Below are 22,699 nucleotides of genomic sequence, written 5' to 3'. Positions count from 1 at the left end.
TTCAGTAACCGTGTGACTCACGGAATTTCTGGTAGTCGTGAAACTCGATCCACTCGACCACATCGTACGGCAGGAAAAGCTGCTGGCGGGCGCGGGAGATGGCGATGTACACGGCGCAGATCCGCTGATCGAACGCGTAGGCGTCCTTGAACTGCACGTTGGTCAGCAGTTCGGGCGTCAGCAGAACGCGGTCGAACTCCATGCCGCCCGCCTCCTGGGCCTGCATCAACAGGCAGCTTTTGCCGGGGCTGCCGATCATCCGGTTGAGCCGGGTCAGGTCAGCGACCTTGAAGCCCTTCTCCAGCTCGGCCTCGACCCACAAAAACGCCTCGTCGTACTGGTTGGCCTCGCGCAGCTGCTGCCACTTCGGCACGTCGCTGAAATAGCGATGCGCGCCCTTCTCGCTGTGCGTGGAACTGTAGTAATCGACCCTGAACAACTCGATGGCACTGGTCATGAAGTGTTCGAGGTCGCGCTGCGCTTTCATGTCGGCAAAGCTGAACGGGCAATTGGCATCGTGCAGCTGTATCGCCCACTTCATGGTGTCCCACGGTGACGCGGTCAGCACCACACAACCTTGCGGCGGGACAAAGCCCTGTGGATAAAACTCGATGCCGACGTCCGCCTCACGCGCGCCTTCGAAGGGTATCTTGCTCTTTTCCGAGTGCCGGGAAATCAGCGGATTGACCAGACGCTCGACGTTGCGCCCCGAACGCACCGAATAGGTGATATCGCTCTGGCGCACTTCACGTTTTCTTTTCACCAGATCGCGCTCGGCGTGCTGGTACTCATCGCCCAGCGTGATCAGCACCTGCCGGCCGCGCTCGATAATCTGCAGCAGCGACGCAGGAATGTCCTGGCTCTCGTCGATCAGCACATGGGTATACCGCGGCGGCACCACGCAGCCCGCGAGGCTTGCCCGCTTGATCAGCAACAAGGCTTCGAAGCCGCTCTGCCGGCCCCATGCCGGGTTGGCCTCGAGGTAAGTCCAGACGCGGCTCGAATACTCCAGCAACACCTTGGACTCAAGGCTGGACAAGGACAGTTTGAAATGCGGCAGATGATGCGCCGACAGACTGTAGTCCCGGGAGTGGCAATAGCGCTCGAGGGTTTCCAGACAAACGCTCAGGGTGCATTGCGCGTCGTGCTCGCGAAAGCCCAGGATATTCAGCGCCTGCGCCAGACTCTGTTTGCTCGCGACCCGACCGGCGGCGCCTGCGGGTGGCAGCTTGCGCCCATAAATCAGCCCGCGTGCGAACGCTTCAAAGGTGATGCCGGGTTTGCGGTCACCGGTAACGCCCATGCGTTGGCGGAGCGTCGCGAGTTTTTCCGGCGTGCGTGCCAGCAGCAGGGTTTTCGCGGGATCCAGACACTCGGTCAAGGCGCCGATCAGGTGACTCTTGCCGATCCCGGCGTAGCCTTGGACGTGCAGGTCTTCATCGAGGTTGGCGCGGAAGGTTCTGACCAGTTTGTCTTGCGCAGCGCTGAGCCAGCGCTCGCGGTGTGCCGGGCTGATCATCTGCTGGCTGAACGGATTATTGGCCGCGTGGTGGCGCGTCTTGAACTCGTCATCCCACTTGCCATCGGGCAGCAGGTAATCCTGCGCCGACACCTCGTCAGCCAACAGCAAACGCAGATTCAACCCCCTCATGGCGTTCAGACCGAAATACAGCTGACGCGGATCGAACAGTCGTTGCGCCTCGGACAACAACCCTGTCCGGCCATCGACCGCCCACGCAATCAGCCGCGCCAGCACCTTCTCCGCCGCAGCGGCAGTGAGATCCTTCTCGGCGGCCTGAGCCAGATTCTGGATGACCAGCACGGCGGCGAGCTGCGCATCGGTCAGCGCGTCGAGGACTTTCGCGCCATCGGGCTGCAACAGGCTCGCGCAGGTCTCGTCCGTCACGGGCAAGTAAACAGCGGTGGATAAATCGTGATGTTCCGGGTGCATACAACCTCGTAGCCAGGGCGCGAACTTGTCAACGACGCGCGCAGCAAGACGGTGGAGTATGCCACTGTTCAACCTTGGTGGCTGAACAGGCATCGGGGTGGCTGCCTTCACGAGCAGGCTTGTTCCCACAGGGGCTGGCGTGAAAGCCCAAATCGCAGGCATAAAAAAACCGCAGTGGGCGAAACCCATGCAGTTCTGCTGAAGCGTTCTTTGTTCGTTAAGGTGGTAACCCCACCAGCCACACCCCGGCACACAATGTTCCCGCTGTGGCTGCTTCCTTCCGGATCTGACCAGGTTCACGGGTAATCGTTGCGGGGGGACCGATGGGGTCACCATAACGACACTCACCTGTCGGCGAGCCGCGCCATTGTACCTGTCTGAGATGAAGTTACAACCGTTGGTTGCAGATAAAAATATGAACGGGTTCAAGGACATGCGCTGAGCCCGAAAAGATAGCAGCCTGCGGCAGCGCCTACAGGGTCAGCACCTCGTCCGCTTTGCCGCCCGCCTGCTGGATCACCAGATGAATGAAGTGCAGTTTGGCAATCGCCGCCGCCGGCAGCACGAACGGGTAGAAATCCGGCTGCCCCATGCTGCGCGACAGTTCGTTGAGCATGCCCGCCAGTTCGATCCAGGCGTTGACGAACGACAGGAACGCCGCGCCGCCGGGATGCTCTGGGTCATACAGTGTGCTGGGTGGAAACGGCTGATAGTCGAAGTCCATCTCCCGTGCACTCATGCCGAAACCCAGTGCAGTGTCCACCGCGTCCATCATGTGCAGGTAGTGCGCCCAGGTTTCCGCCCAGTCTTCCCACGGGTGCATGGTCGCGTAGGCGCTGACGTAGTGTTGCGGCCAGTCCAGCGGCGCGCCTTGTTGATAGTGACGGTCGAGCGCTTCGGCGTAACTGGCGCGCTCGTCGCCGAACAGGTTGCGGAAGGCTTCGAGCCACGGGCCGTTGGCGATCAGACGATCCCAGTAATAATGCCCGACCTCATGCCGGAAATGCCCCAGCAGCGTGCGATAAGGTTCATGCATCGCCGCCCGCACCTGCTCGCGATGGGCGTCGTCGGCTTCTTTGATGTCGAGGGTGATCAGGCCGTTGGCGTGGCCGGTCATTGGCGCGTTGCCTTCGAGGTCGACGCCGATGAAATCAAAGGCCAGGCCGCGCTCTTCATCCACGGTTTTCGGGATGACCGGCAGCCCGAGGGTGATCAGTTGCGCCACCAGCCGGCGCTTGGCAATTTCCACTTTGCGCCAGCGCTCAGGGTTTTCCGGCACCGAGAGGTCGGGGATGGTGCGATTGAGGCTGCAGGCGACGCACAGGCTGTCGCGGCCGTTATCCGGCAGCAGCCAATTGCAGGCGGCGGGAGTGTCGAGATTGGCGCAGCGGCGGAACAATCCGGCGTCGGGATCGGCATCGAGTGTCCAGCTACCGTCCTGCGGTCCGGGCTGCAGCGAGGTCAGGCGACTTGCTTCAGGCTGATAGCCGAGCATGGCGCTGCAAGCCAGGCACTGGCTGTTGCGAAAGAACAGCGACTGGCCGCAGCGGCACGGCCAGATTTTGCTGTTGCGTGAAGACTCGCCCATGAACGGCGCGACGATGCGAGAACTGAGCTGCTCGAAAAAGCGGTACATGGCGATCTCTCCCTGGGGCTTGCCAAGACTAGATCATCCTCGTGCGCTGATCGTTCCCACGCTTTGTGTGGGGAAAAGCAAAAGATCGCAGCCTTCGGCAGCTCCTACAGAATTAGTGTCTTGCCACATTGATCCCCTGTAGGAGCTGCCGAAGGCTGCGATCTTTTGTTCTTAAACGGACAGACCGTGTCCCTTCAGGAAAGCGATAAACGCCTCTTCGTCCATCACCTTCACCCCCAGCTCATTGGCCTTGGTCAATTTCGAACCGGCTCCGGGCCCCGCCACTACGCAGTGGGTCTTGGCCGATACCGAACCGGCGACCTTGGCGCCAAGGCTTTCCAGATGTTCCTTGGCCACATCACGGCTCATCAGCTCGACCTTGCCGGTCAGCACCCAGGTTTCGCCGGACAACGGCAGGCCTTCGACGACTTTCTTCTCGCTGAGCCAGTGCATGCCGAAATCACGCAGCTGTTTCTCCGCCGATTCGGCAATCTGCCGGTGCTCGGCCACAGCAAAAAACTCACGCACCGAATTGGCCTGCTTCTCCGGCAGCGCCTGGCGCATGTCCAGCCAGTCGGCATTCATCACCGCGTCCAGCGAACCGAACTTGTCTGCCAGTTTCTGCGCACCGCCCGGGCCGACAAAGGGAATGTGCAACTTGTCGAGCAGACCGCCAAGGGTGGTGCTGGCGGCGAACTCGGCGCCCAGATCGCCCTGATCCTGAATCTGCAGGCCATGCCCCAGCAACTCGCTGATCACCTGCTGGTTATGCGCATCTTCAAAGAAGCTGTGAATCTCGTGCGCCACTTCCAGACCGATGTCCGGCAGGTAGGTCAGCACTTGCGGCAGCGCCTGTTGCACGCGCTCCAGCGAACCCAGCGAGCGCGCCAACACCTTGGCCGTCTCCTCGCCGACGTCGGGAATACCGAGGGCGTAGATGAAACGCGCCAGCCCCGGCTGCTTGCTGTCTTCAATCGCCGCCAGCAGCTTGTTGCTGGAGACTTCAGCGAAGCCTTCCAGATCGACAATGTCGTCGAACTTCAGCGCATACAGATCGGCCGGCGAACTGACCAGACCTTCGTCGACCAGTTGCTCGACGCTCTTGTCGCCAAGGCCTTCAATATCCATCGCCCGACGCGAGACGAAGTGAATGATCGCCTGCTTCAGTTGCGCACCGCAGGCCAGACGGCCTACGCAGCGGTACACTGCGCCTTCGCTGATGGTTTCCTTGCCCTTGCTGCGTTTGACCAGTTGCGTGCGCTCGACATGGGAGCCGCAGACCGGGCAGTTCTCTGGAATCGCTACAGGACGCGCATTCTCGGGGCGACGTTCGGTGACCACTTGCACCACCTGCGGGATCACGTCTCCGGCGCGGCGGATGATCACGGTGTCGCCGATCATCAGGCCCAGGCGCGCCACTTCGTCCATGTTGTGCAGGGTGGCGTTGGCCACGGTGACGCCCGCGACCTTGACCGGTTTCAGCCGCGCCACCGGCGTGACGGCGCCGGTGCGGCCGACCTGAAATTCCACGTCGAGCAGTTCGGTGAGCTCTTCCATGGCCGGGAATTTGTGCGCAATCGCCCAGCGCGGTTCGCGGGCACGGAAGCCCAGCTCGCGCTGATCGGCGATGCTGTTGACCTTGAACACCACACCGTCGATTTCGTAGGCCAGCGCGTTACGCCGTTCGCCGATGTCGCGGTAATAATCCAGGCACTCGCCGATGCCTTTGGCCAGTTTGAGCTCGTGGCTGATCGGCAGGCCCCACTTCTGCAACTGCTTGAGGTTGCCGATGTGGGTATCGGAGATATCGTGGGAGACCTGGCCGATGCCGTAGCAGCAGAATTCCAGCGGGCGGTTGGCGGTGATTTTCGAATCCAGCTGGCGCAGGCTGCCGGCCGCGGCATTGCGCGGGTTGGCGAAGGTCTTGCCGCCGACTTCCAGTTGCGAAGCGTTAAGGCGCTCGAAACCGGCCTTGGACATAAATACTTCACCACGCACTTCCAGAGTGGCCGGCCAGCCTTCGCCATGCAGCTTCAACGGAATGTTGCGTACCGTGCGCACGTTGACGCTGATGTCTTCACCGGTGGTGCCATCGCCACGGGTAGCGCCGCGTACCAGCACACCGTCCTGATACAGCAGGCTGACCGCCAGGCCATCGAGTTTCGGCTCACAGCTGTATTCCACCGCCGCACCGCCACCGAACAGATCACCGGCCGGCAGATCCAGGCCTTCGGTCACCCGGCGGTCGAATTCGCGCATGTCGGTTTCTTCGAAGGCGTTGCCGAGACTGAGCATCGGCACTTCGTGACGCACCTGGGTGAAGGCAGTCAACGCCACGCTGCCGACACGCTGGGTCGGCGAGTCGCTGGTGATCAGCTCCGGATTGGCCGCCTCCAGCGCCTTGAGCTCGTGGAACAACCGGTCGTACTCGGCGTCCGGAATGCTCGGCTCGTCGAGGACGTGGTACCGGTAGTTGTGCTGATCGAGTTCAGCACGCAGCTCTAGAATGCGGTTTTTGGCGGCGGTCATGGGTGTTCTCTCATAAAGCAAAAGAGCAGCCGAGGCTGCTCCAGTTTCATCATTCAAAGATCGCAGCCTCGTTGCACTCGACAGCTCCTACAGGGATCGCGTTCCTCTGTAGGAGCTGCCGAAGGCTGCGATCTTTTGATCTTGGCCTTAGCGCTTCTGGGTCAGGGCGCGGCGCTCGAATTCGACGATGCGCTGACGGTAGTGCTCGATAGTCTGCGCGGTCAGCACGCTGCGCTGGTCGTCTTTCAGCTCGCCGTTCAGCTCCTGGGACAGCTTGCGCGCTGCCGCCACCATCACGTCGAAGGCCTGCTTCGGATGACGCGGGCCTGGCAGACCGAGGAAGAAACTCACCGCCGGCGTGCTGAAATGGTCGATGTCGTCCAGATCGAAAATACCCGGCTTGACCGCGTTGGCCATGGAGAACAGCACTTCACCGTTGCCGGCCATGCTTTCGTGGCGGTGGAAAATATCCATCTCGCCAAAACGCAGACCGCTTTCGAGAATGTTCTGCAGCAAGGCCGGGCCTTTGAAGCCGGCGGCGTCACGGCAGATCACGCTGATCACCAGGACTTCTTCGGCTTGCGGCTGATCCTTGTCGGCCACGGCCGGCGCAGGCTTGCTGTCTTCGACGAAGTCGTCATCACGGCTGCTGAAGCTCGGGCCGCCGTCCAGGTCCAGATCGAGGTTCAAGTCGCCCTGGGCCGGACCGTTGCTGCCGCGCTTGCCACGCTTCGAACCGGATTCGCGAGGCTCGCGTGCTTCGCGGGCCGGCATGCTCACCGATGGCAGATCGTGTTCGTCCAGTTGCGGCTCTTTATGCGTATCCAGCACGCGGGCCGGGCCCAACAGCTCAGCGCTGGTGTCCTCGTCCGGCAGGTTGGACAGACTTCGGTCAAGACGGAATTTCAGTTTTCCCTTGCCGCCGCGCATACGGCGCCAGCCATCGAAAAGAATACCGGCTATCACAATGATGCCGATGACGATCAGCCACTCGCGCAGACCGATTTCCATGTAATCCCGTGCCTCTATAAAAAATGCTGAAAAATAAGGGGTTTACATTGTGCAAACCGCTTTAAAACGTGGCGCCAACTCTATGTTCTGACAGGCGTTTTGCCCACGTATACGAAAAATTGACATTAAACTAGCACGACCAAAGACAACTTTACACCGTCTGTCACGTTGGCTTGCGCGAATATGTCGATTGGCCAGCAAGTCGAAGTCGGTAAAAAAGTCCTACAGGCTATTCATACCCTTCCGACACCACGCTGACTCAGGCGTCCACCATCGCCATCGCCTCCTCGACATCCACTGCAACCAGTCGCGAACAACCCGGCTCGTGCATCGTCACGCCCATCAGTTGATCGGCCATTTCCATGGCGATCTTGTTGTGGGTGATATAGATGAACTGCACGGTCTGCGACATCTCTTTAACCAATCGTGCGTAGCGTCCAACGTTAGCGTCATCCAGTGGCGCGTCAACTTCATCGAGCATGCAGAACGGCGCCGGATTCAATTTGAAGATCGCAAAAACCAGTGCCAGCGCGGTCAGGGCTTTTTCCCCGCCGGAGAGCAAATGGATGGTGCTGTTCTTCTTTCCTGGCGGCCGCGCCATGATCGTCACCCCTGTATCGAGTAGATCTTCGCCCGTCAGTTCCAAATACGCGCTGCCGCCACCGAAAACTTTCGGGAAAAGCGCCTGTAAACCGCCATTGATCTGATCAAAGGTATCTTTGAAACGGTTACGGGTTTCCTTGTCGATCTTGCGAATGACGTTTTCCAGGGTCTCCAATGCTTCGACCAGATCGGCGTCCTGCGCATCCAGATAACGTTTACGCTCGGATTGTTGCGTGTATTCGTCGATGGCCGCGAGGTTGATCGCGCCCAGGCGCTGAATCCGCGCATTGATCCGTTCGAGTTCTTCTTCGGCGGCGCGTTCACTGGCCTCAGGCGTCAATGTCGCGAGCACGCCATTGAGATCGTAGCCGTCTTCAAGCAATTGATCCTGCAACGCCTTGCGCCGCACGGTCAGCGCCTGCCATTCCATGCGCTGCTGTTCGAGCTGACCACGGATCAATTGCGATTGCTGCTCGGCCTGGGTCCGGCGCTTTTCCGCCTCGCGCAGTTCGCGGTCGGCGTCTTCCAGGGCGATCTGCGCGGTCTTCAGTTCTTCGTCGACGGTCATGCGCTTGTCGAGCAGTTCTTCGAGTTTCAGGCGCAGCTCTTCCAGCGGCGCCTCGCCCTCCTCCAGATTCAGACTCAACTGTTCGCGTTTTTCGCTCAGGCGCTCGGCCTGCATTTCCAGACGCTCCAGCGCCTGGCGCGTGGAATCGTGCTGCGCACGCAGCGAACCGAGACGCACCGCCAGTTGATGGGCGTGATCCTTGTGCTGGCGGGCTTCCTGGCGCACGCGATCAAGGCGTTCGCGCAAGCTGTCACGCTGGGCCAGCAGCAATTCGCGCTGCTCGGTGTCCAGCGCCATGGCATCGAGCGCTTCCTGCAATTGCATGCGCGCTTCGCCGACTTGTTCGTGCTCAAGTTCGCGCTGCTCGGCGAGCTCGATCAGCTCTTCGTCAAGCCGCGTGCGGCGCAGCGTCAGTTGTTCGGCCTTGGCTTTACCGGCGGACAGTTGGGCTTTCAATTCACCTTGTGAGCGGGCCTCATCCTGCAGCAGGCGACGCAAATGTTCGCGGCCGTTTTCCTGCTGACGCTGTTGCGCACGCAAGGTCTGCAAGCGGGTTTCCATGGCTTCGACCGTGGCTTCGCGCTCTTCGCGCTCGGCCTGCAGCGTCTCGATTTCCTGGCCCCGGGCGAGCATGCCGCTCTCGGCTTCACTGGCGCGACGTACGCGCAGGAAGTGTCGACCAACCCAGTAACCATCGCGACTGATCAGGCTCTGCCCGGCACTCAACTGCCCGCGCAGGGCCAGCGCCTGTTCGAGGCTGTCGACCGGTTTGACCTGGCCGAGCCATGGCGACAGATCGATCTGCGCCTCGACTTTATCCAGCAAACTGCCCGCGACGCGCACGCCATCACTGGCGGGGCTGAGCAGGCGCAAATCGCCTTGGGTGAAACCGGACAGATCGAAGCCGCTGAAGTCATCCACCAGCACCGCTTGCAGATCGGCGCCGAGCACGGTTTCCACCGCCAGCTCCCAACCAGCCTCGACCTTCAGGCCTTCGGCCAGACGCGGCCGTTCGGCGAGGTTGTGTTCTTTCAGCCATTCGGCGGTGCCGGTGCCCGGGTCGAGCGCAGCTTGCTGCAAGGCCTCAAGCGACGCCAGTCGCCCGTTGAGCCGTTGCAGATCGCCCTGCGCCTGCTGCTGCGCGGTCAGTGCCTGCTGCAATTCCTGACGCAGTTGTTCAAGTTTTTCGACCTGCGCCTCTTCGCTGGTCTGCAAATCTTCGAGGGTCGCTTCGGATTCGGCGAGCTGCTCGTTGAGTGCCATGATCGCCGCGTCTTCCGGGTCGGCGGAGAGCAAGTCGCGCTCCTCGGCGAGACGCTTTTGCCGATCGGCCAGCCGTTCCATGCTGGTTTCCAGTTGCTGGATCCGCGACTGCTGCACTTCGGCCTGGCGCCGGGGTTCGGCGGCGGTCAGGTTGAAGGTGTCCCACTGCTCCTGCCAGCCGTGCATGACGCTTTCGGAATCTTCCAGTGCGGCGGCGGCTTCTTCGGCGGCGGCGCTGGTGACTTCCTGCTCGGGGATGAGCATGTCCAGCTCTTCGCCGAGGGTCAGCAGCAACGTGCGGTCGTGGCCCAGGTGCGATTCGGTTTCCAGACGCGCGCGCTCGGCTTCTTTCAGATCGTCCTGCAACTGACGCAAGCGCTGCTGGCCGTGCTGAATGCTCTGCTCGACCCGGGCGATGTCGCCGCCGACCGAATAGAAGCGTCCCTGCACCAGATTGAAGCGTTCGGACAGTTCATGGTGCCCGTCGCGCAGGCGCTCGATGGCGGCATCGGCATTGCGCTGCTCGGCGACCAGCGCTTCGAAACTGACTTCCTGGTTGCCGATGATCGATTCGCGCTGGCCGACCTGATCGTTCAGATCCTGCCAGCGCAGGGCCGACAGTTGCGCCTTGAGCTGGCGCTCTTCGGCCTTGTATTCCTGATACTTCTTGGCGGACTCGGCCTGGCGGTGCAGGCGTTCGAGCTGGCGCTCCAGCTCTTCACGCAGGTCGGTCAGACGCGCCAGGTTTTCGTGGGTGCGGCGGATGCGGTTTTCGGTTTCGCGCCGACGCTCCTTGTACTTGGAGATGCCCGCCGCTTCTTCGATAAAGTTGCGCAGGTCTTCCGGCTTGGCTTCGATCAGCTTGGAGATCATCCCCTGCTCGATGATCGAGTAGCTGCGCGGGCCGAGGCCGGTGCCGAGGAAGATGTCGGTGATGTCGCGACGGCGGCACTTGGCGCCGTTGAGGAAATAGCTGTTCTGGCTGTCGCGGGTGACTTTGCGGCGAATGGAAATCTCGGCGTACGCCGCGTATTCGCCGACCAGCGTGCCGTCGGAGTTGTCGAACACCAGTTCGATGCTCGCCTGACTCACCGGCTTACGACTGGTCGAGCCGTTGAAGATGACGTCGGTCATCGACTCGCCACGCAGGTTCTTCGCCGAACTCTCGCCCATCACCCAGCGAACGGCGTCGATGATGTTCGACTTGCCGCAACCGTTCGGCCCGACGACTGCCGCCATGTTACTGGGGAAGTTCACCGTGGTCGGGTCGACGAAGGACTTGAACCCCGCCAGTTTGATGCACTTTAGCCGCACGCTCAGGCAACCGTCAGGGCGGAGACCACCAGATCGCTGCTGCGCTGGGCATAAGCCGTCAGCACGATGCGGATCTGCGGCAAATCACGGGCGAGCACAGCGGCCAGCAGGCGTTCGAACAGTTCGAGGAACTCGCTCATTTCGGCCTTGAGCTGTTCGAGGGCGAGGAAGTAGGCGCGGCTCATGGCCGGCTGCAGGTTCTCGACGGTCTCTTGCAGGTACGGGTTGTTGGCAAACGGGTACGCAGCGCGCATCACGGCGAAGCTGTCATCGACGAAGGTGCGGATGTCCTGACGCTCATAGCTGGCGGTGAGGCGCTGCTGGATCTGCACGAACGGCGCCATGTCGGCCTGGGTCTGCCAGCCATTGGCGACCGCATTGCCGAGCAGAATGTACAGCTCGCTCATCAGCGTGCACAGGCTCTGCACCTTGTGCGCGGTAAGTTCGGTGACATGGGCGCCACGTCGCGGCAGGATCGCGATCAGGTGGCGGCGTTCGAGGATCAGCAGGGCTTCGCGGACCGATCCGCGGCTGACATTGAGGGCCAGCGTGACCTTCTGTTCCTGAATGCGCTCTCCCGGCTTCATTTCGCCGCGAATGATGCGTTCGGCGAGGTGGTGAGCGATTTGCTCGGCGAGGCTGTCCGGCGCCTTGAACGTCATGGTTGTCCTTCAAACTCTTCGATCTGCACAAGCGGCGCAGTGTAGCGCAAATGCACGTGCATGGCGGAGTGCCCGCACGGCGCTTTTTGGCACGATTCAAGCAAAAAAGCAGGGGTTCCGCTCAGGGTCAATACTCAATAGAGCACACGTTAATCGACAAAACCAATTTTCCTGACCTTTAAGTCAGAAAACCATTGACCGAAAAGTCAGACCTGCTAAATTCGGCTCACGTCGGTTAACAACAATAATGAGTCTGCGAGGCCTTCCGTGATCCAGTTTTTACTTAACCAGGAACTCCGTAGCGAGCACGCCCTGGACCCGAATCTGACCGTGCTCAATTACCTGCGTGAGCATGTAGGCAAATCCGGCACCAAAGAAGGCTGCGCCAGCGGCGACTGTGGCGCCTGCACCGTAGTAGTCGGCGAGTTGCAAACCGATGACGCCGGCCGCGAACACATTCGCTATCGTAGCCTCAACTCGTGCCTGACCTTTGTGTCGTCGCTGCACGGCAAACAACTGATCAGCGTCGAAGACCTCAAGCACCAGGGCGAACTGCACAGCGTGCAGCAAGCCATGGTCGAGTGCCACGGCTCGCAGTGCGGCTTCTGCACCCCCGGTTTCGTCATGTCGCTGTTCGCCCTGCAAAAGAACAGCGATGCACCGGATCAGGCCAAGGCGCACGAAGCGCTGGCCGGCAATCTCTGCCGCTGCACCGGCTACCGGCCGATTCTCGCCGCCGCCGAGCAATCCTGCTGCGGCAAACAGCCGGACCAGTTCGATGCCCGCGAAGCCGAGACCATCGCCCGCCTCAAAGCCATCGCCCCGACCGATATCGGTGAACTCAACAGTGGCGACAAGCGCTGCCTGGTGCCGCTGACCGTGGCCGATCTGGCTGATCTGTATGACGCTTACCCACAAGCGCGGCTGCTGGCCGGCGGTACCGATCTGGCGCTGGAAGTCACCCAGTTTCACCGGACCTTGCCGGTGATGATCTACGTCGGCAACGTCGCCGAAATGAAGCGCATCGAAAGCTTCGATGACCGCCTCGAAATCGGCGCCGCCACCGCCCTCTCCGACTGCTACGAAGCGCTGACTGCCGAATACCCGGACTTCGGCGAACTGCTGCACCGCTTTGCCTCGCTGCAGATCCGCAACCAGGGCACCCTCGGCGGCAACATCGGCAACGCCTCGCCGATCGGTGATTCGCCACCGCTGCTGATCGCCCTCGGCGCGCAGGTGGTGCTGTGCAAGGGTGAAACCCGGCGCACCCTGAACCTGGAAGATTACTTCATCGACTACAAGGTCACCGCCCGTCAGGAAAGCGAGTTCATCGAGAAGATCATCGTCCCGCGTGCCACGGCCGGGCAGCGTTTCCGCGCCTACAAGGTCTCCAAGCGTCTGGACGATGACATTTCCGCCGTCTGCGCCGCCTTCAATCTGCGCGTCGAGAATGGCGTGATCACTGACGCACGCGTGGCGTTCGGCGGCATGGCCGCGATCCCCAAACGCGCCGCCCATTGCGAAGCCGTGCTGCTCGGCCAGCCATTCAGCAACGCCGTTATCGAACGCGCCTGCGCCGCACTGGGCGAAGACTTCACGCCGCTCTCGGACTTCCGCGCCAGCAAGGAATATCGCCTGCTCAGCGCGCAGAACCTGCTGCGCAAATACTTCATCGAACTGCAAACACCGCACATCGAGACTCGGGTGACCGCTTATGTCTAACCATCACGCCGTAGAGAAGACTCAAGCCGAACTGGCGGAATTGTTCGCCAGGGACCTGACCACCGGCGTCGGCCGCAGCGTCAAGCACGACAGCGCCGCCAAGCATGTGTCCGGTGAAGCGCAGTACATCGACGATCGCCTGGAATTCCCCAATCAGCTGCACGTTTACGCACGGCTGTCGGACCGCGCCCACGCGAAAATCATCAGCATCGACACCAAGCCCTGCTACGCCTTCGAAGGCGTGCGCATTGCGATCACCCACGAAGACGTGCCGGGCCTGAAAGACATCGGCCCGCTGCTGCCGGGCGATCCGCTGCTGGCGATCGATGACGTGCAGTTCGTCGGTCAACCAGTGCTGGCCGTGGCCGCGAAAGACCTGGAAACCGCACGCAAAGCCGCGATGGCCGCGATCATCGAATACGAAGATCTGGAGCCGGTGCTGGACGTGGTCGAGGCCCTGCGCAAACGCCACTTCGTGCTCGACAGCCACACCCATCAGCGTGGCGATTCGGCTTCGGCATTGGCCACCGCTGAACACCGCATTCAAGGCACGCTGCACATCGGCGGCCAGGAACACTTTTATCTGGAGACGCAGATCTCCTCGGTAATGCCCACCGAAGACGGCGGCATGATCGTTTACTGCTCGACGCAGAACCCCACCGAAGTGCAGAAACTGGTGGCCGAAGTGCTCGACATGTCGATGAACAAGATCGTCGTCGACATGCGCCGCATGGGCGGTGGTTTCGGCGGCAAGGAAACCCAGGCCGCCAGCCCGGCGTGCCTGTGCGCGGTGATCGCGCACCTCACCGGCCAGCCGACCAAGATGCGCCTGCCACGGGTCGAAGACATGCTGATGACCGGCAAGCGCCACCCGTTCTATGTCGAGTACGACGTCGGCTTCGACAGCACCGGGCGCCTGCACGGCATCGCCATGGACCTGGCGGGCAACTGCGGCTGTTCGCCGGACCTTTCCGCTTCGATTGTCGACCGGGCGATGTTCCACTCGGACAACTCTTATTACCTCGGTGACGCGACCATCAACGGTCACCGCTGCAAGACCAACACCGCGTCGAACACCGCCTACCGTGGTTTCGGCGGTCCGCAAGGGATGGTCGCCATCGAAGAAGTGATGGACGCGATTGCCCGCCATCTCAACCTCGATCCACTGGCCGTGCGCAAGGCCAACTACTACGGCAAGACCGAGCGCAACGTCACTCACTATTACCAGACCGTCGAGCACAACATGCTCGAAGAGATGACCGCCGAGCTGGAAGAAAGCAGCCAGTACGCCGAGCGCCGCGAGGCGATCCGCCGCTACAACGCCAACAGCCCGATCCTGAAAAAAGGCCTGGCGCTGACCCCGGTGAAATTCGGCATTTCCTTCACCGCCAGTTTCCTCAACCAGGCCGGCGCGCTGATCCACGTTTACACCGACGGCAGCATCCACCTGAACCACGGCGGCACGGAAATGGGCCAGGGCCTCAACACCAAAGTCGCGCAGGTGGTGGCCGAAGTGTTCCAGGTGGAAATGGATCGCGTGCAGATCACCGCGACTAACACCGACAAAGTGCCAAACACCTCGCCGACTGCGGCTTCCAGCGGCGCTGACCTCAACGGCAAGGCCGCGCAGAATGCCGCCGAGATCATCAAGCAGCGTCTGGTGGAGTTCGCCGCACGGCACTACAAGGTCAGCGAAGAAGACGTGGAATTCCACAACGGCCATGTGCGCGTGCGTGACCACATCATGACCTTCGAGGCGCTGATCCAACTGGCGTATTTCAATCAGGTCTCGCTGTCGAGCACCGGTTTCTACAAGACCCCGAAAATCTACTACGACCGCAGCCAGGCCCGGGGCCGGCCGTTCTACTACTTCGCCTTCGGCGCGGCGTGTTGCGAAGTGATCGTCGACACCCTGACCGGCGAGTACAAGATGCTGCGTACCGACATCCTCCACGATGTCGGCGCCTCGCTGAACCCGGCCATCGACATCGGTCAGGTCGAGGGCGGTTTCATCCAGGGCATGGGCTGGCTGACCATGGAAGAGCTGGTCTGGAACAACAAGGGCAAGCTGATGACCAACGGCCCGGCCAGCTACAAGATCCCGGCCGTGGCGGACATGCCGCTGGACCTGCGGGTGAAACTGGTGGAAAACCGCAAGAACCCGGAAGACACGGTGTTCCATTCCAAGGCCGTCGGTGAGCCGCCGTTCATGCTTGGGATTGCCGCGTGGTGCGCGATCAAGGACGCGGTAGCGAGCCTTGGTGACTACAAGCATCAACCGCAGATCGATGCGCCGGCGACCCCGGAGCGGGTGTTGTGGGGGTGTGAGCAGATGCGTCAGCTCAAGACGGTGAAAGCGGTCGAAGCTGAAGCCGAGTTGGCTCCGCTCTAGGACCGAGGCGCGGCCAATCGCTGGCAAGCCAGCTCCCACAGTGATCCGTGGTGATTTCAGGATTTGCGGTACACCACAAAACCTGTGGGAGCTGGCTTGCCAGCGATGCGGCCCGAACAGACAACGACAGATGTCGAGGTGAACATGTACAACTGGATCGACGCCCTCGCCGACCTGCAGAACCAGGGCGAACCCTGTGTTCTGGTGACAATCATCGAAGAACTCGGCTCGACCCCGCGCAATGCCGGCTCGAAAATGGTCGTCAGCGCGAAACAGACCTTCGACACCATCGGTGGCGGGCATCTGGAATACAAAGCCATGCAGATCGCCCGCGAGATGCTCGCCAGCGGCAAGCAGGACACCCATCTGGAGCGCTTCAGCCTCGGCGCCAGCCTCGGCCAGTGCTGCGGTGGCGCCACCGTGTTGCTGTTCGAACCGATGGGCCAGGTGCAGGCGCAAATTGCCGTGTTCGGCGCCGGACATGTCGGCCGCGCATTGGTGCCGCTGCTCGCCAGCCTGCCGTGCCGGGTACGCTGGATCGATTCGCGGGAAGAGGAATTCCCCGATCAGATTCCCCACGGCGTGCGTAAAATCGTCGCCGAAGAGCCTTTGGATGAAATTGATGACCTGCCCGCCGGCAGCTACTGCATCGTCATGACCCACAACCATCAGCTCGACCTGGAACTGACGGCCGCGCTCCTCAAGCGCAACGACTTCGCTTACTTCGGCCTGATCGGTTCGAAGACCAAACGCGTCAAATTCGAACATCGCCTGCGTGATCGCGGTTTCGACAGCAGCGTCGTGCAACGCATGCGCTGCCCAATGGGCATCGGCGAAGTCAAAGGCAAGCTGCCCGTGGAAATCGCCATCTCCATCGCCGGCGAAATCATCGCCACCTATAACGCCAATTTCGGCCAGCACAGCGCCAGCGCCGAACCGATTGCCAAACTGCTGCCGGTTTCCCGGCGCAGTCAGGCCGCCACACTCAAAGCCTCAAACTGATTAGAGAACCCTCATGCCTCTGACTCGCAAAGCCTACCGCGCCGCCATCCTGCACAGCATCGCCGACCCCGCCGAGGTCGGTATCGAAGCCTCCTACGAATATTTCGAGGACGGCCTGCTGGTGGTCGATGGCGGCAAGATCAGCGCCCTCGGCCACGCCAGCGAACTGCTGCCGACCCTACCGGCGGACATCGAGATCACCCACTATCAGGATGCGCTGATCACCCCGGGCTTCATCGACACCCACATCCACCTGCCGCAAACCGGCATGGTCGGGGCCTACGGCGAGCAACTGCTGGACTGGCTCAACACCTACACCTTCCCGTGCGAAAGCCAGTTCGGTGACAAGACCCACGCTGATGAAGTCGCGGACATTTTTATCAAGGAACTGCTGCGCAACGGCACCACCACCGCGCTGGTGTTCGGCAGCGTGCACCCGCAGTCGGTGAATTCGTTTTTCGAGGCCGCCGAGAAGCTCGACCTGCGGATGATCGCCGGCAAGGTGATGATGGACCGCAACGCGCCGGACTACCTGACCGACACCGCCGAATCGAGCTACGTCGAGAGCAAGGCGCTGATCGAACGCTGGCATGGCAAGGGTCGTTTGCACTACGCGGTCACCCCGCGTTTCGCCCCGACCAGCACCCCGGAACAACTGACCCTCGCCGGCCAGTTGCTGACCGAATACCCGGATCTGTACATGCAGACCCACATCAGCGAGAACCTCAAGGAAATCGAGTGGGTCAAGGAATTGTTCCCGGAGCGCAAGGGCTATCTGGACGTTTACGATCACTACCAGCTGCTCGGCGAGCGCTCGGTGTTCGCCCACGGCGTGCACTTGTGCGACGACGAATGTGCGCGTCTGGCGGAAACCGGCTCGGCGATCTCGTTCTGCCCGACCTCGAACTTCTTCCTCGGCAGCGGCCTGTTCAACTTGCCGATGGCCGAGAAGCACAAGCTCAACGTCGGCCTCGGCACTGACGTCGGCGGCGGCACCAGTTTCTCGCTGCTGCAAACCCTGAACGAAGCCTACAAAGTCATGCAGCTGCAGGGCGCGCGGTTGAGTCCGTTCAAGTCGCTGTACCTGGCGACGCTGGGCGGTGCGCGGGCACTGCGTCTGGAAGACAAGATCGGCAACCTGCAACCGGGTTCCGACGCCGACTTCCTGGTTCTGGATTACAACGCCACGCCGCTACTGAGCTATCGCCTGAAACAGGCCAACAACATTGCCGAAACGTTGTTTGTGCTGATGACGCTCGGGGATGACCGCACAGTGCAGCAGACGTATGCGGCGGGTGCACTGGTGCATCAGCGCTGAGTTTTCTCCAGGCATAAAAAATCCCCCGGTGGTGTTCACCCCGGGGGATTTTTTGTTGCCTGTAGGAAGATCAAAAAATCGCAGCCTGCGGCAGCTCCTACATTGGATCGCACTCCCCTGTAGGAGCTGCCGAAGGCTGCGATCTTTTAAAGCTTGGCCGCAGGGCGCCCAGGCTTCTTGGTCTGCAACAAATGCGAGAACACCGCATGCAGGTCATCCGACGCACTTTCCTCATCGAGGTTGAGCTTGCTGTCGATGTGGTCCATGTGGTGCATCATCAGGTCCACCGCCAGCTCACCGTTGCGCGCTTCGATGGCGTCGATCAACTGGGTGTGCTCGTCGTAGGAGCAATGCGAGCGGTTGCCGCTTTCGTACTGGGCGATGATCAGCGAGGTCTGCGAGACCAGGCTGCGCTGGAAGCTGATCAGTGGCGCATTTTTCGCCGCTTCGGCGAGTTTCAGGTGGAATTCGCCCGACAGACGGATACCGGCCCCACGATCGCCGCGGGAGAAGCTGTCGCGCTCGTCGTTGACCATCTGGCGCAGTTCGGCGATCTGCTCGGCGGTGGCGTGCTGCACGGCCAGCTCGGTGATTGCACGCTCCACCAGACGACGGGCCATGAACACCTGCCGCGCTTCTTCTACGCTCGGGCTGGCGACGACAGCGCCACGATTCGGCCGCAACAGCACCACGCCTTCATGGGCCAGACGCGACAGCGCGCGGCGAATGATGGTGCGGCTGACCCCGAAGATTTCCCCCAGCGCTTCTTCGCTCAATTTTGTACCGGGCGCCAGACGCTGTTCGAGGATCGCCTCGAAAATGTGCGCGTAGACAATATCGTCCTGGGTTCCGCTGCGGCCGGCTTTGCCTGCTCGCGGTTGTTTCTTGAGGGGTTGCAACTGTTCGTTCATGGGCACTCGAGTCGGGAGAACTGCGGCGAATAGACCGTGACTGTAATACGGCACAGTAGGTCGCTGGCAAGTATCGCGTAAAAAACAGCGCGATTGTACACAATGGATGGTGGCAACACGACTGTATGGCTGTTTGTGACCACGGCTGTATTGCAACGATCCGTTACGATTGAGTTTAGGCTTGATCGCAGAATCCGCTTTTGCGCACACCTGCTCTTATGTAGGAGCTGCCGAAGGCTGCGATCTCTTGATCTTGCTTCCAAACATCAAAATCAAAAGATCGCAGCCTTCGGCAGCTCCTACACAGGTTCAGCGTAAATGCGGGGATCTCCATCTGTATAAGGAACACCGCCGTCATGAACGACGCCACCTACACCCGCCTGCGCCCTCTCGCCGACACTTCGCCCTCGGCGATCGTCGCCGGGTTCATTGCGATGATGACCGGCTACACCAGTTCGCTGGTGCTGATGTTCCAGGCCGGGCAAGCGGCGGGCCTGAGCAGCGGACAGATTTCCTCGTGGATCTGGGCGATCTCAATCGGCATGGCGGTGTGCTCGATTGGCTTGTCGCTGCGCTATCGCACACCGATCACCATCGCCTGGTCGACCCCCGGTGCAGCCCTGCTGATCACCAGTCTGGGCGGTGTCAGCTACGGTGAGGCCATCGGCGCCTACATCACTTGCGCAGTACTGGTGACCATTTGTGGGCTGACCGGCAGCTTCGAACGCTTGGTGAAAAAAATCCCGGCATCGCTGGCGGCGGCGTTGCTGGCGGGGATTCTGTTCAAGATCGGCAGCGAAATCTTCGTCGCCGCACAGCACCGTACCGGGCTGGTGCTGGGGATGTTTTTCACCTATCTGCTGGTCAAGCGCCTGTCGCCGCGTTACGCGGTGCTCGCTGCATTGCTGATCGGCACCGCGCTGTCGGGCTTCATGGGGCTGCTGGATTTCAGCGGCTTTCACCTGGAAGTGGCGACGCCAGTCTGGACCACGCCGCACTTCTCACTGGCCGCGACCATCAGCATCGGCATTCCGCTGTTCGTGGTGGCGATGACCTCGCAGAACATGCCCGGCATCGCCGTGCTGCGCGCCGATGGCTACAACGTCCCGGCCTCGCCACTGATCACTACCACCGGCATCGCCTCGCTGTTGCTGGCGCCGTTCGGTTCTCACGGCATCAACCTCGCGGCGATCAGCGCAGCCATCTGCACCGGGCCGCACGCCCATGAAGACCGCAACAAACGCTACACCGCCGCGGTCTGGTGCGGGATTTTCTACGGGATTGCCGGGGTGTTCGGCGCGACATTGGCGGCGCTGTTTGCCGCGCTGCCGAAAGAACTGGTGCTGTCGATTGCCGCATTGGCGCTGTTCGGTTCGATCATCAACGGTTTGAGCATTGCCATGACCGAGGTGAAAGAACGCGAGGCGGCGCTGATCACGTTCATGGTCACGGCGTCGGGGTTGACGCTGTTTTCCATCGGTTCGGCGTTCTGGGGGATTGTCGCGGGGGGGCTGACCTTGCTGATACTCAACTGGCGTAAAGCTTAAAGCAAAAGATCGCAGCCTGCGGCAGCTCCTACAGCGATCGGTGCAGGAGCTGCCGCAGGCTGCGATCTTTTGATCTTCCCAAAAAAAACGGCGACCCGAAGGTCGCCGTTTTTTTCAGTATCACTTGGCCGCGTTGATCGGCTTTTCCGGATACCAGACGTCCAGCAGCGGGCTGACGGTCATGCCGGTCAGTTCGCTACGGTTTTTCAGCCAGGCTTCAACGGCAGCGCGCTGCTCTTCGTTGACCGAGCCACGCTTCTGCAGGCATACCAGACCGAAGTCATCGCCGCCAACATAACCCAGACCGTTGGCTTCCATGGCTTCTTTGATGAATGCTTCGAGGAAAGCGTCAATGGCTTCTTCGGACAAGTCTTCTTTGAAGTCCAGGTTCAGTTCGAAACCCAGCTCTTGAAATTCATCAACGCACAGTTTTTTGCGCAGACGCTGGGAACGGTTAGTCGCCATTGGAACAATCCTCTTAAGTAATAACGGCCGGCACTTTACCAGTTTAAGCCGTCAATTGCCCGACTCTCTGGGTGCTATGGCCGACCGCCTGTAAAAAAAATAACGAAATGGCCGCCCCGGGCAAGGCACAAGCTGTTACACCTTGGGGCATAATGCCGACACTTTCATGACCACTGAGGGCTTTTTCATCCATGCCCTCGTTATTTTTCCCCTCTTCTGCAGGGTTTTATTTCATATGATCAAATCGTTGCGTCCTCTGTTTCTTGCCGGCCTTATTCTGCCCCTGGCCCTGCCGGTTGCCGCTGCCACCATCAACACCGCCCTCACCCCCAACGTCGAAAAAGCCCTCAAGGCCAGCAAGCTGCAGCCGACCGCGCTGTCGCTGGTGATGATCCCGCTCGACGGCCCGGGCAATCCGACCGTGTACAACGCCGATGTCTCGGTCAACCCGGCCTCGACCATGAAACTGGTCACCACCTACGCCTCGCTGGAAATGCTCGGCCCCAACCATCAGTGGAAAACCGAGTTCTACACCGACGGCGACCTGAGCGGCGGCATCCTCAACGGCAACCTCTACCTCAAGGGTGGCGGCGATCCGAAGCTGAACATGGAAAAACTCTGGCTGCTGATGCGCGACCTGCGCGCCAATGGCGTGACCCAGGTCACCGGCGACCTGATCCTCGACCGCAGCTTCTTCATCCAGCCGCAACTGCCGGAATTCAACGACGACGGCAACGACGAGAACAAGCCGTTTCTGGTCAAACCGGATTCCCTGCTGGTCAACCTCAAGGCCCTGCGCTTCGTCGCGCGCAATGACGGTGGCCGGGTGTTGATCTCGGTGGAACCGCCGATTGCCAGCGTGCGCATCGAAAACACGGTCAAGGCGCTCAACTCCAAGCAGTGCACCGGTGGCGTGCGCTACAACCCGGTGACCCAGCCTGATGGCAGCGTGACCGTGACCGTCGCCGGCCAGTTGGGCGATGGCTGCAGCTCGCAGACTTATCTGTCGCTGCTCGACCACGCGACCTACACCGCCGGTGCCGTGCGCGCGATCTGGAAAGAACTGGGCGGCAGCATCCAGGGCAAGGATCGCCTCGCCGCGACCCCGAGCAGCGCCAAACTGCTGGCCCGCGCCTACTCGCCGGATCTGGCGGAAATCATCCGCGATATCAACAAATACAGTAACAACACCATGGCCCAGCAGCTGTTCCTGAGCCTCGGTCAGAAGTACCGCAACGAAGCCGACGGTGACGACGCCAAGGCCGCACAACGCGTAGTCCGCCAGTGGCTGGCGAAGAAAGGCATCACCGCGCCGCACCTGGTGATGGAAAACGGCTCCGGGCTGTCGCGCGCCGAACGCGTCAGCGCCCGCGAGATGGCCAACATGCTGCAAGCCGCCTGGCACAGCCCATACGCTGCCGAGTACATCAGCTCGCTGCCGATTGCCGGTACCGACGGCACCATGCGCAAACGCCTGAAAACCACCGCGATGCGTGGCGAAGCCCACGTCAAGACCGGCACCCTGAACACCGTGCGCGCCATCGCCGGCTTCAGCCGCGACGTCAACGGCAACACCTGGGCGGTGGTGGCGATCCTCAACGACAAGGCCCCGTTCGGCGCGTCGTCGGTGCTGGATCAGGTGCTGCTGGATCTGTACAAGCAGCCGCGTTTGCCACAGACCGCTTCGGCGCTGTAATACGATCCTGCGAACACCACCAAACCCCGTGGGAGCTGGCTTGCCAGCGATAGCGGAATGTCAGCCACCAAAGATGCTGACTGAAACGCCCCTATCGCTGGCAAGCCAG

General features: G+C 61.1%; 14 protein-coding genes and 1 other RNA gene. 6 read left to right on the top strand and 9 right to left on the bottom strand.

All coding sequences use genetic code 11. The annotated features are described in order from the left end of the window. Position 1: 1 nt before the first annotated feature. The 7 genes from HXW87_RS13150 to HXW87_RS13120 form a co-directional block, all read right to left on the bottom strand. Positions 2–1,951 carry a hypothetical protein gene (locus HXW87_RS13150; RefSeq protein WP_239779025.1) on the bottom strand — a complete coding sequence of 650 codons (1,950 nt, stop codon included), beginning with the start codon at positions 1,949–1,951 and terminating at the stop codon, positions 2–4. Positions 1,952–2,180: 229 nt separating this feature from the next. After that, an RNA gene (gene ffs, locus HXW87_RS13145) (signal recognition particle sRNA small type) lies at positions 2,181–2,277 on the bottom strand. 146 nt (positions 2,278–2,423) lie between these two features. Then, positions 2,424–3,587, bottom strand: coding sequence for a putative zinc-binding metallopeptidase (locus HXW87_RS13140; RefSeq protein WP_047293062.1), 1,164 nt, complete (start codon positions 3,585–3,587; stop codon positions 2,424–2,426). A gap of 171 nt (positions 3,588–3,758) precedes the next feature. Beyond that, the gene (gene ligA, locus HXW87_RS13135) at positions 3,759–6,116 is read right to left on the bottom strand and encodes an NAD-dependent DNA ligase LigA (protein WP_239779024.1); all 2,358 of its coding nucleotides are present in this window, start codon (positions 6,114–6,116) and stop codon (positions 3,759–3,761) included. A 147-nt stretch (positions 6,117–6,263) separates the two neighbouring features. Continuing rightward, positions 6,264–7,127, bottom strand: a complete 864-nt coding sequence (gene zipA / locus HXW87_RS13130) for a cell division protein ZipA (RefSeq protein ID WP_047293036.1) — start codon at positions 7,125–7,127, stop codon at positions 6,264–6,266. A 259-nt stretch (positions 7,128–7,386) separates the two neighbouring features. Further along, positions 7,387–10,875: a chromosome segregation protein SMC gene (gene smc, locus HXW87_RS13125; RefSeq protein WP_095667079.1), complete on the bottom strand. Its 3,489-nt coding sequence runs from the start codon at positions 10,873–10,875 to the stop codon at positions 7,387–7,389. Between the two features lie 2 nt (positions 10,876–10,877). Continuing rightward, the gene (locus tag HXW87_RS13120; RefSeq protein ID WP_239779023.1) at positions 10,878–11,537 is read right to left on the bottom strand and encodes a GntR family transcriptional regulator; all 660 of its coding nucleotides are present in this window, start codon (positions 11,535–11,537) and stop codon (positions 10,878–10,880) included. Positions 11,538–11,804: 267 nt separating this feature from the next. Here HXW87_RS13120 and xdhA point away from each other — a divergent pair, with 267 nt between their 5' ends. The 4 genes from xdhA to guaD all read left to right on the top strand — a co-directional run bounded on the left by xdhA (position 11,805) and on the right by guaD (position 17,971). Continuing rightward, entirely contained in the window at positions 11,805–13,259 is a 1,455-nt protein-coding gene (gene xdhA, locus HXW87_RS13115; protein ID WP_182404180.1) for a xanthine dehydrogenase small subunit, read from the top strand. Next, on the top strand, positions 13,252–15,651 hold the full coding sequence (gene xdhB / locus HXW87_RS13110) for a xanthine dehydrogenase molybdopterin binding subunit (protein WP_239779022.1): 2,400 nt from the start codon (positions 13,252–13,254) through the stop codon (positions 15,649–15,651). Before xdhA ends, xdhB begins: the two co-directional genes overlap by 8 nt. A gap of 144 nt (positions 15,652–15,795) precedes the next feature. Then, positions 15,796–16,653, top strand: coding sequence for a xanthine dehydrogenase accessory protein XdhC (gene xdhC, locus HXW87_RS13105; protein WP_047293026.1), 858 nt, complete (start codon positions 15,796–15,798; stop codon positions 16,651–16,653). A gap of 13 nt (positions 16,654–16,666) precedes the next feature. After that, positions 16,667–17,971, top strand: coding sequence for a guanine deaminase (guaD, locus tag HXW87_RS13100; RefSeq protein WP_131670046.1), 1,305 nt, complete (start codon positions 16,667–16,669; stop codon positions 17,969–17,971). Between the two features lie 146 nt (positions 17,972–18,117). Here guaD and HXW87_RS13095 read toward each other — a convergent pair whose 3' ends face one another. Next, positions 18,118–18,882: a GntR family transcriptional regulator gene (locus tag HXW87_RS13095; protein WP_007961054.1), complete on the bottom strand. Its 765-nt coding sequence runs from the start codon at positions 18,880–18,882 to the stop codon at positions 18,118–18,120. A gap of 356 nt (positions 18,883–19,238) precedes the next feature. Between HXW87_RS13095 and HXW87_RS13090 the strand changes: the two genes are divergently transcribed. After that, complete coding sequence (locus tag HXW87_RS13090; RefSeq protein WP_239779021.1) at positions 19,239–20,429, top strand: benzoate/H(+) symporter BenE family transporter; 1,191 nt, start codon at positions 19,239–19,241, stop codon at positions 20,427–20,429. A gap of 120 nt (positions 20,430–20,549) precedes the next feature. On the opposite strand, the gene HXW87_RS13085 is transcribed toward HXW87_RS13090, so the two are convergent. Continuing rightward, the gene (locus HXW87_RS13085) at positions 20,550–20,894 is read right to left on the bottom strand and encodes a YggL family protein (RefSeq protein ID WP_003223308.1); all 345 of its coding nucleotides are present in this window, start codon (positions 20,892–20,894) and stop codon (positions 20,550–20,552) included. 235 nt (positions 20,895–21,129) lie between these two features. On the opposite strand from HXW87_RS13085, the gene dacB reads away from it, so the two are divergent. Next, complete coding sequence (dacB, locus tag HXW87_RS13080) at positions 21,130–22,590, top strand: D-alanyl-D-alanine carboxypeptidase/D-alanyl-D-alanine-endopeptidase (RefSeq protein ID WP_047293022.1); 1,461 nt, start codon at positions 21,130–21,132, stop codon at positions 22,588–22,590. The last annotated feature ends 109 nt before the right edge of the window (positions 22,591–22,699 follow it).

This window comes from Pseudomonas sp. Y5-11 (assembly GCF_022368695.1).
Taxonomy (GTDB): domain Bacteria; phylum Pseudomonadota; class Gammaproteobacteria; order Pseudomonadales; family Pseudomonadaceae; genus Aquipseudomonas; species Aquipseudomonas parakoreensis.
Note: the sequence above shows the minus strand (reverse complement) of the source record. Positions and strands in the feature narration are given on the sequence as shown.

Coding starts and splice junctions, on each gene's coding strand:
- HXW87_RS13150 (WP_239779025.1), bottom strand. CDS start 1,951: ATGCACCCGGAACATCACGATTTATCCACCGCTGTTTACTTGCCCGTG.
- HXW87_RS13140 (WP_047293062.1), bottom strand. CDS start 3,587: ATGTACCGCTTTTTCGAGCAGCTCAGTTCTCGCATCGTCGCGCCGTTC.
- ligA (WP_239779024.1), bottom strand. CDS start 6,116: ATGACCGCCGCCAAAAACCGCATTCTAGAGCTGCGTGCTGAACTCGAT.
- zipA (WP_047293036.1), bottom strand. CDS start 7,127: ATGGAAATCGGTCTGCGCGAGTGGCTGATCGTCATCGGCATCATTGTG.
- HXW87_RS13120 (WP_239779023.1), bottom strand. CDS start 11,537: ATGACGTTCAAGGCGCCGGACAGCCTCGCCGAGCAAATCGCTCACCAC.
- xdhB (WP_239779022.1), top strand. CDS start 13,252: ATGTCTAACCATCACGCCGTAGAGAAGACTCAAGCCGAACTGGCGGAA.
- xdhC (WP_047293026.1), top strand. CDS start 15,796: ATGTACAACTGGATCGACGCCCTCGCCGACCTGCAGAACCAGGGCGAA.
- guaD (WP_131670046.1), top strand. CDS start 16,667: ATGCCTCTGACTCGCAAAGCCTACCGCGCCGCCATCCTGCACAGCATC.
- HXW87_RS13095 (WP_007961054.1), bottom strand. CDS start 18,882: ATGAACGAACAGTTGCAACCCCTCAAGAAACAACCGCGAGCAGGCAAA.
- HXW87_RS13090 (WP_239779021.1), top strand. CDS start 19,239: ATGAACGACGCCACCTACACCCGCCTGCGCCCTCTCGCCGACACTTCG.
- HXW87_RS13085 (WP_003223308.1), bottom strand. CDS start 20,894: ATGGCGACTAACCGTTCCCAGCGTCTGCGCAAAAAACTGTGCGTTGAT.
- dacB (WP_047293022.1), top strand. CDS start 21,130: ATGATCAAATCGTTGCGTCCTCTGTTTCTTGCCGGCCTTATTCTGCCC.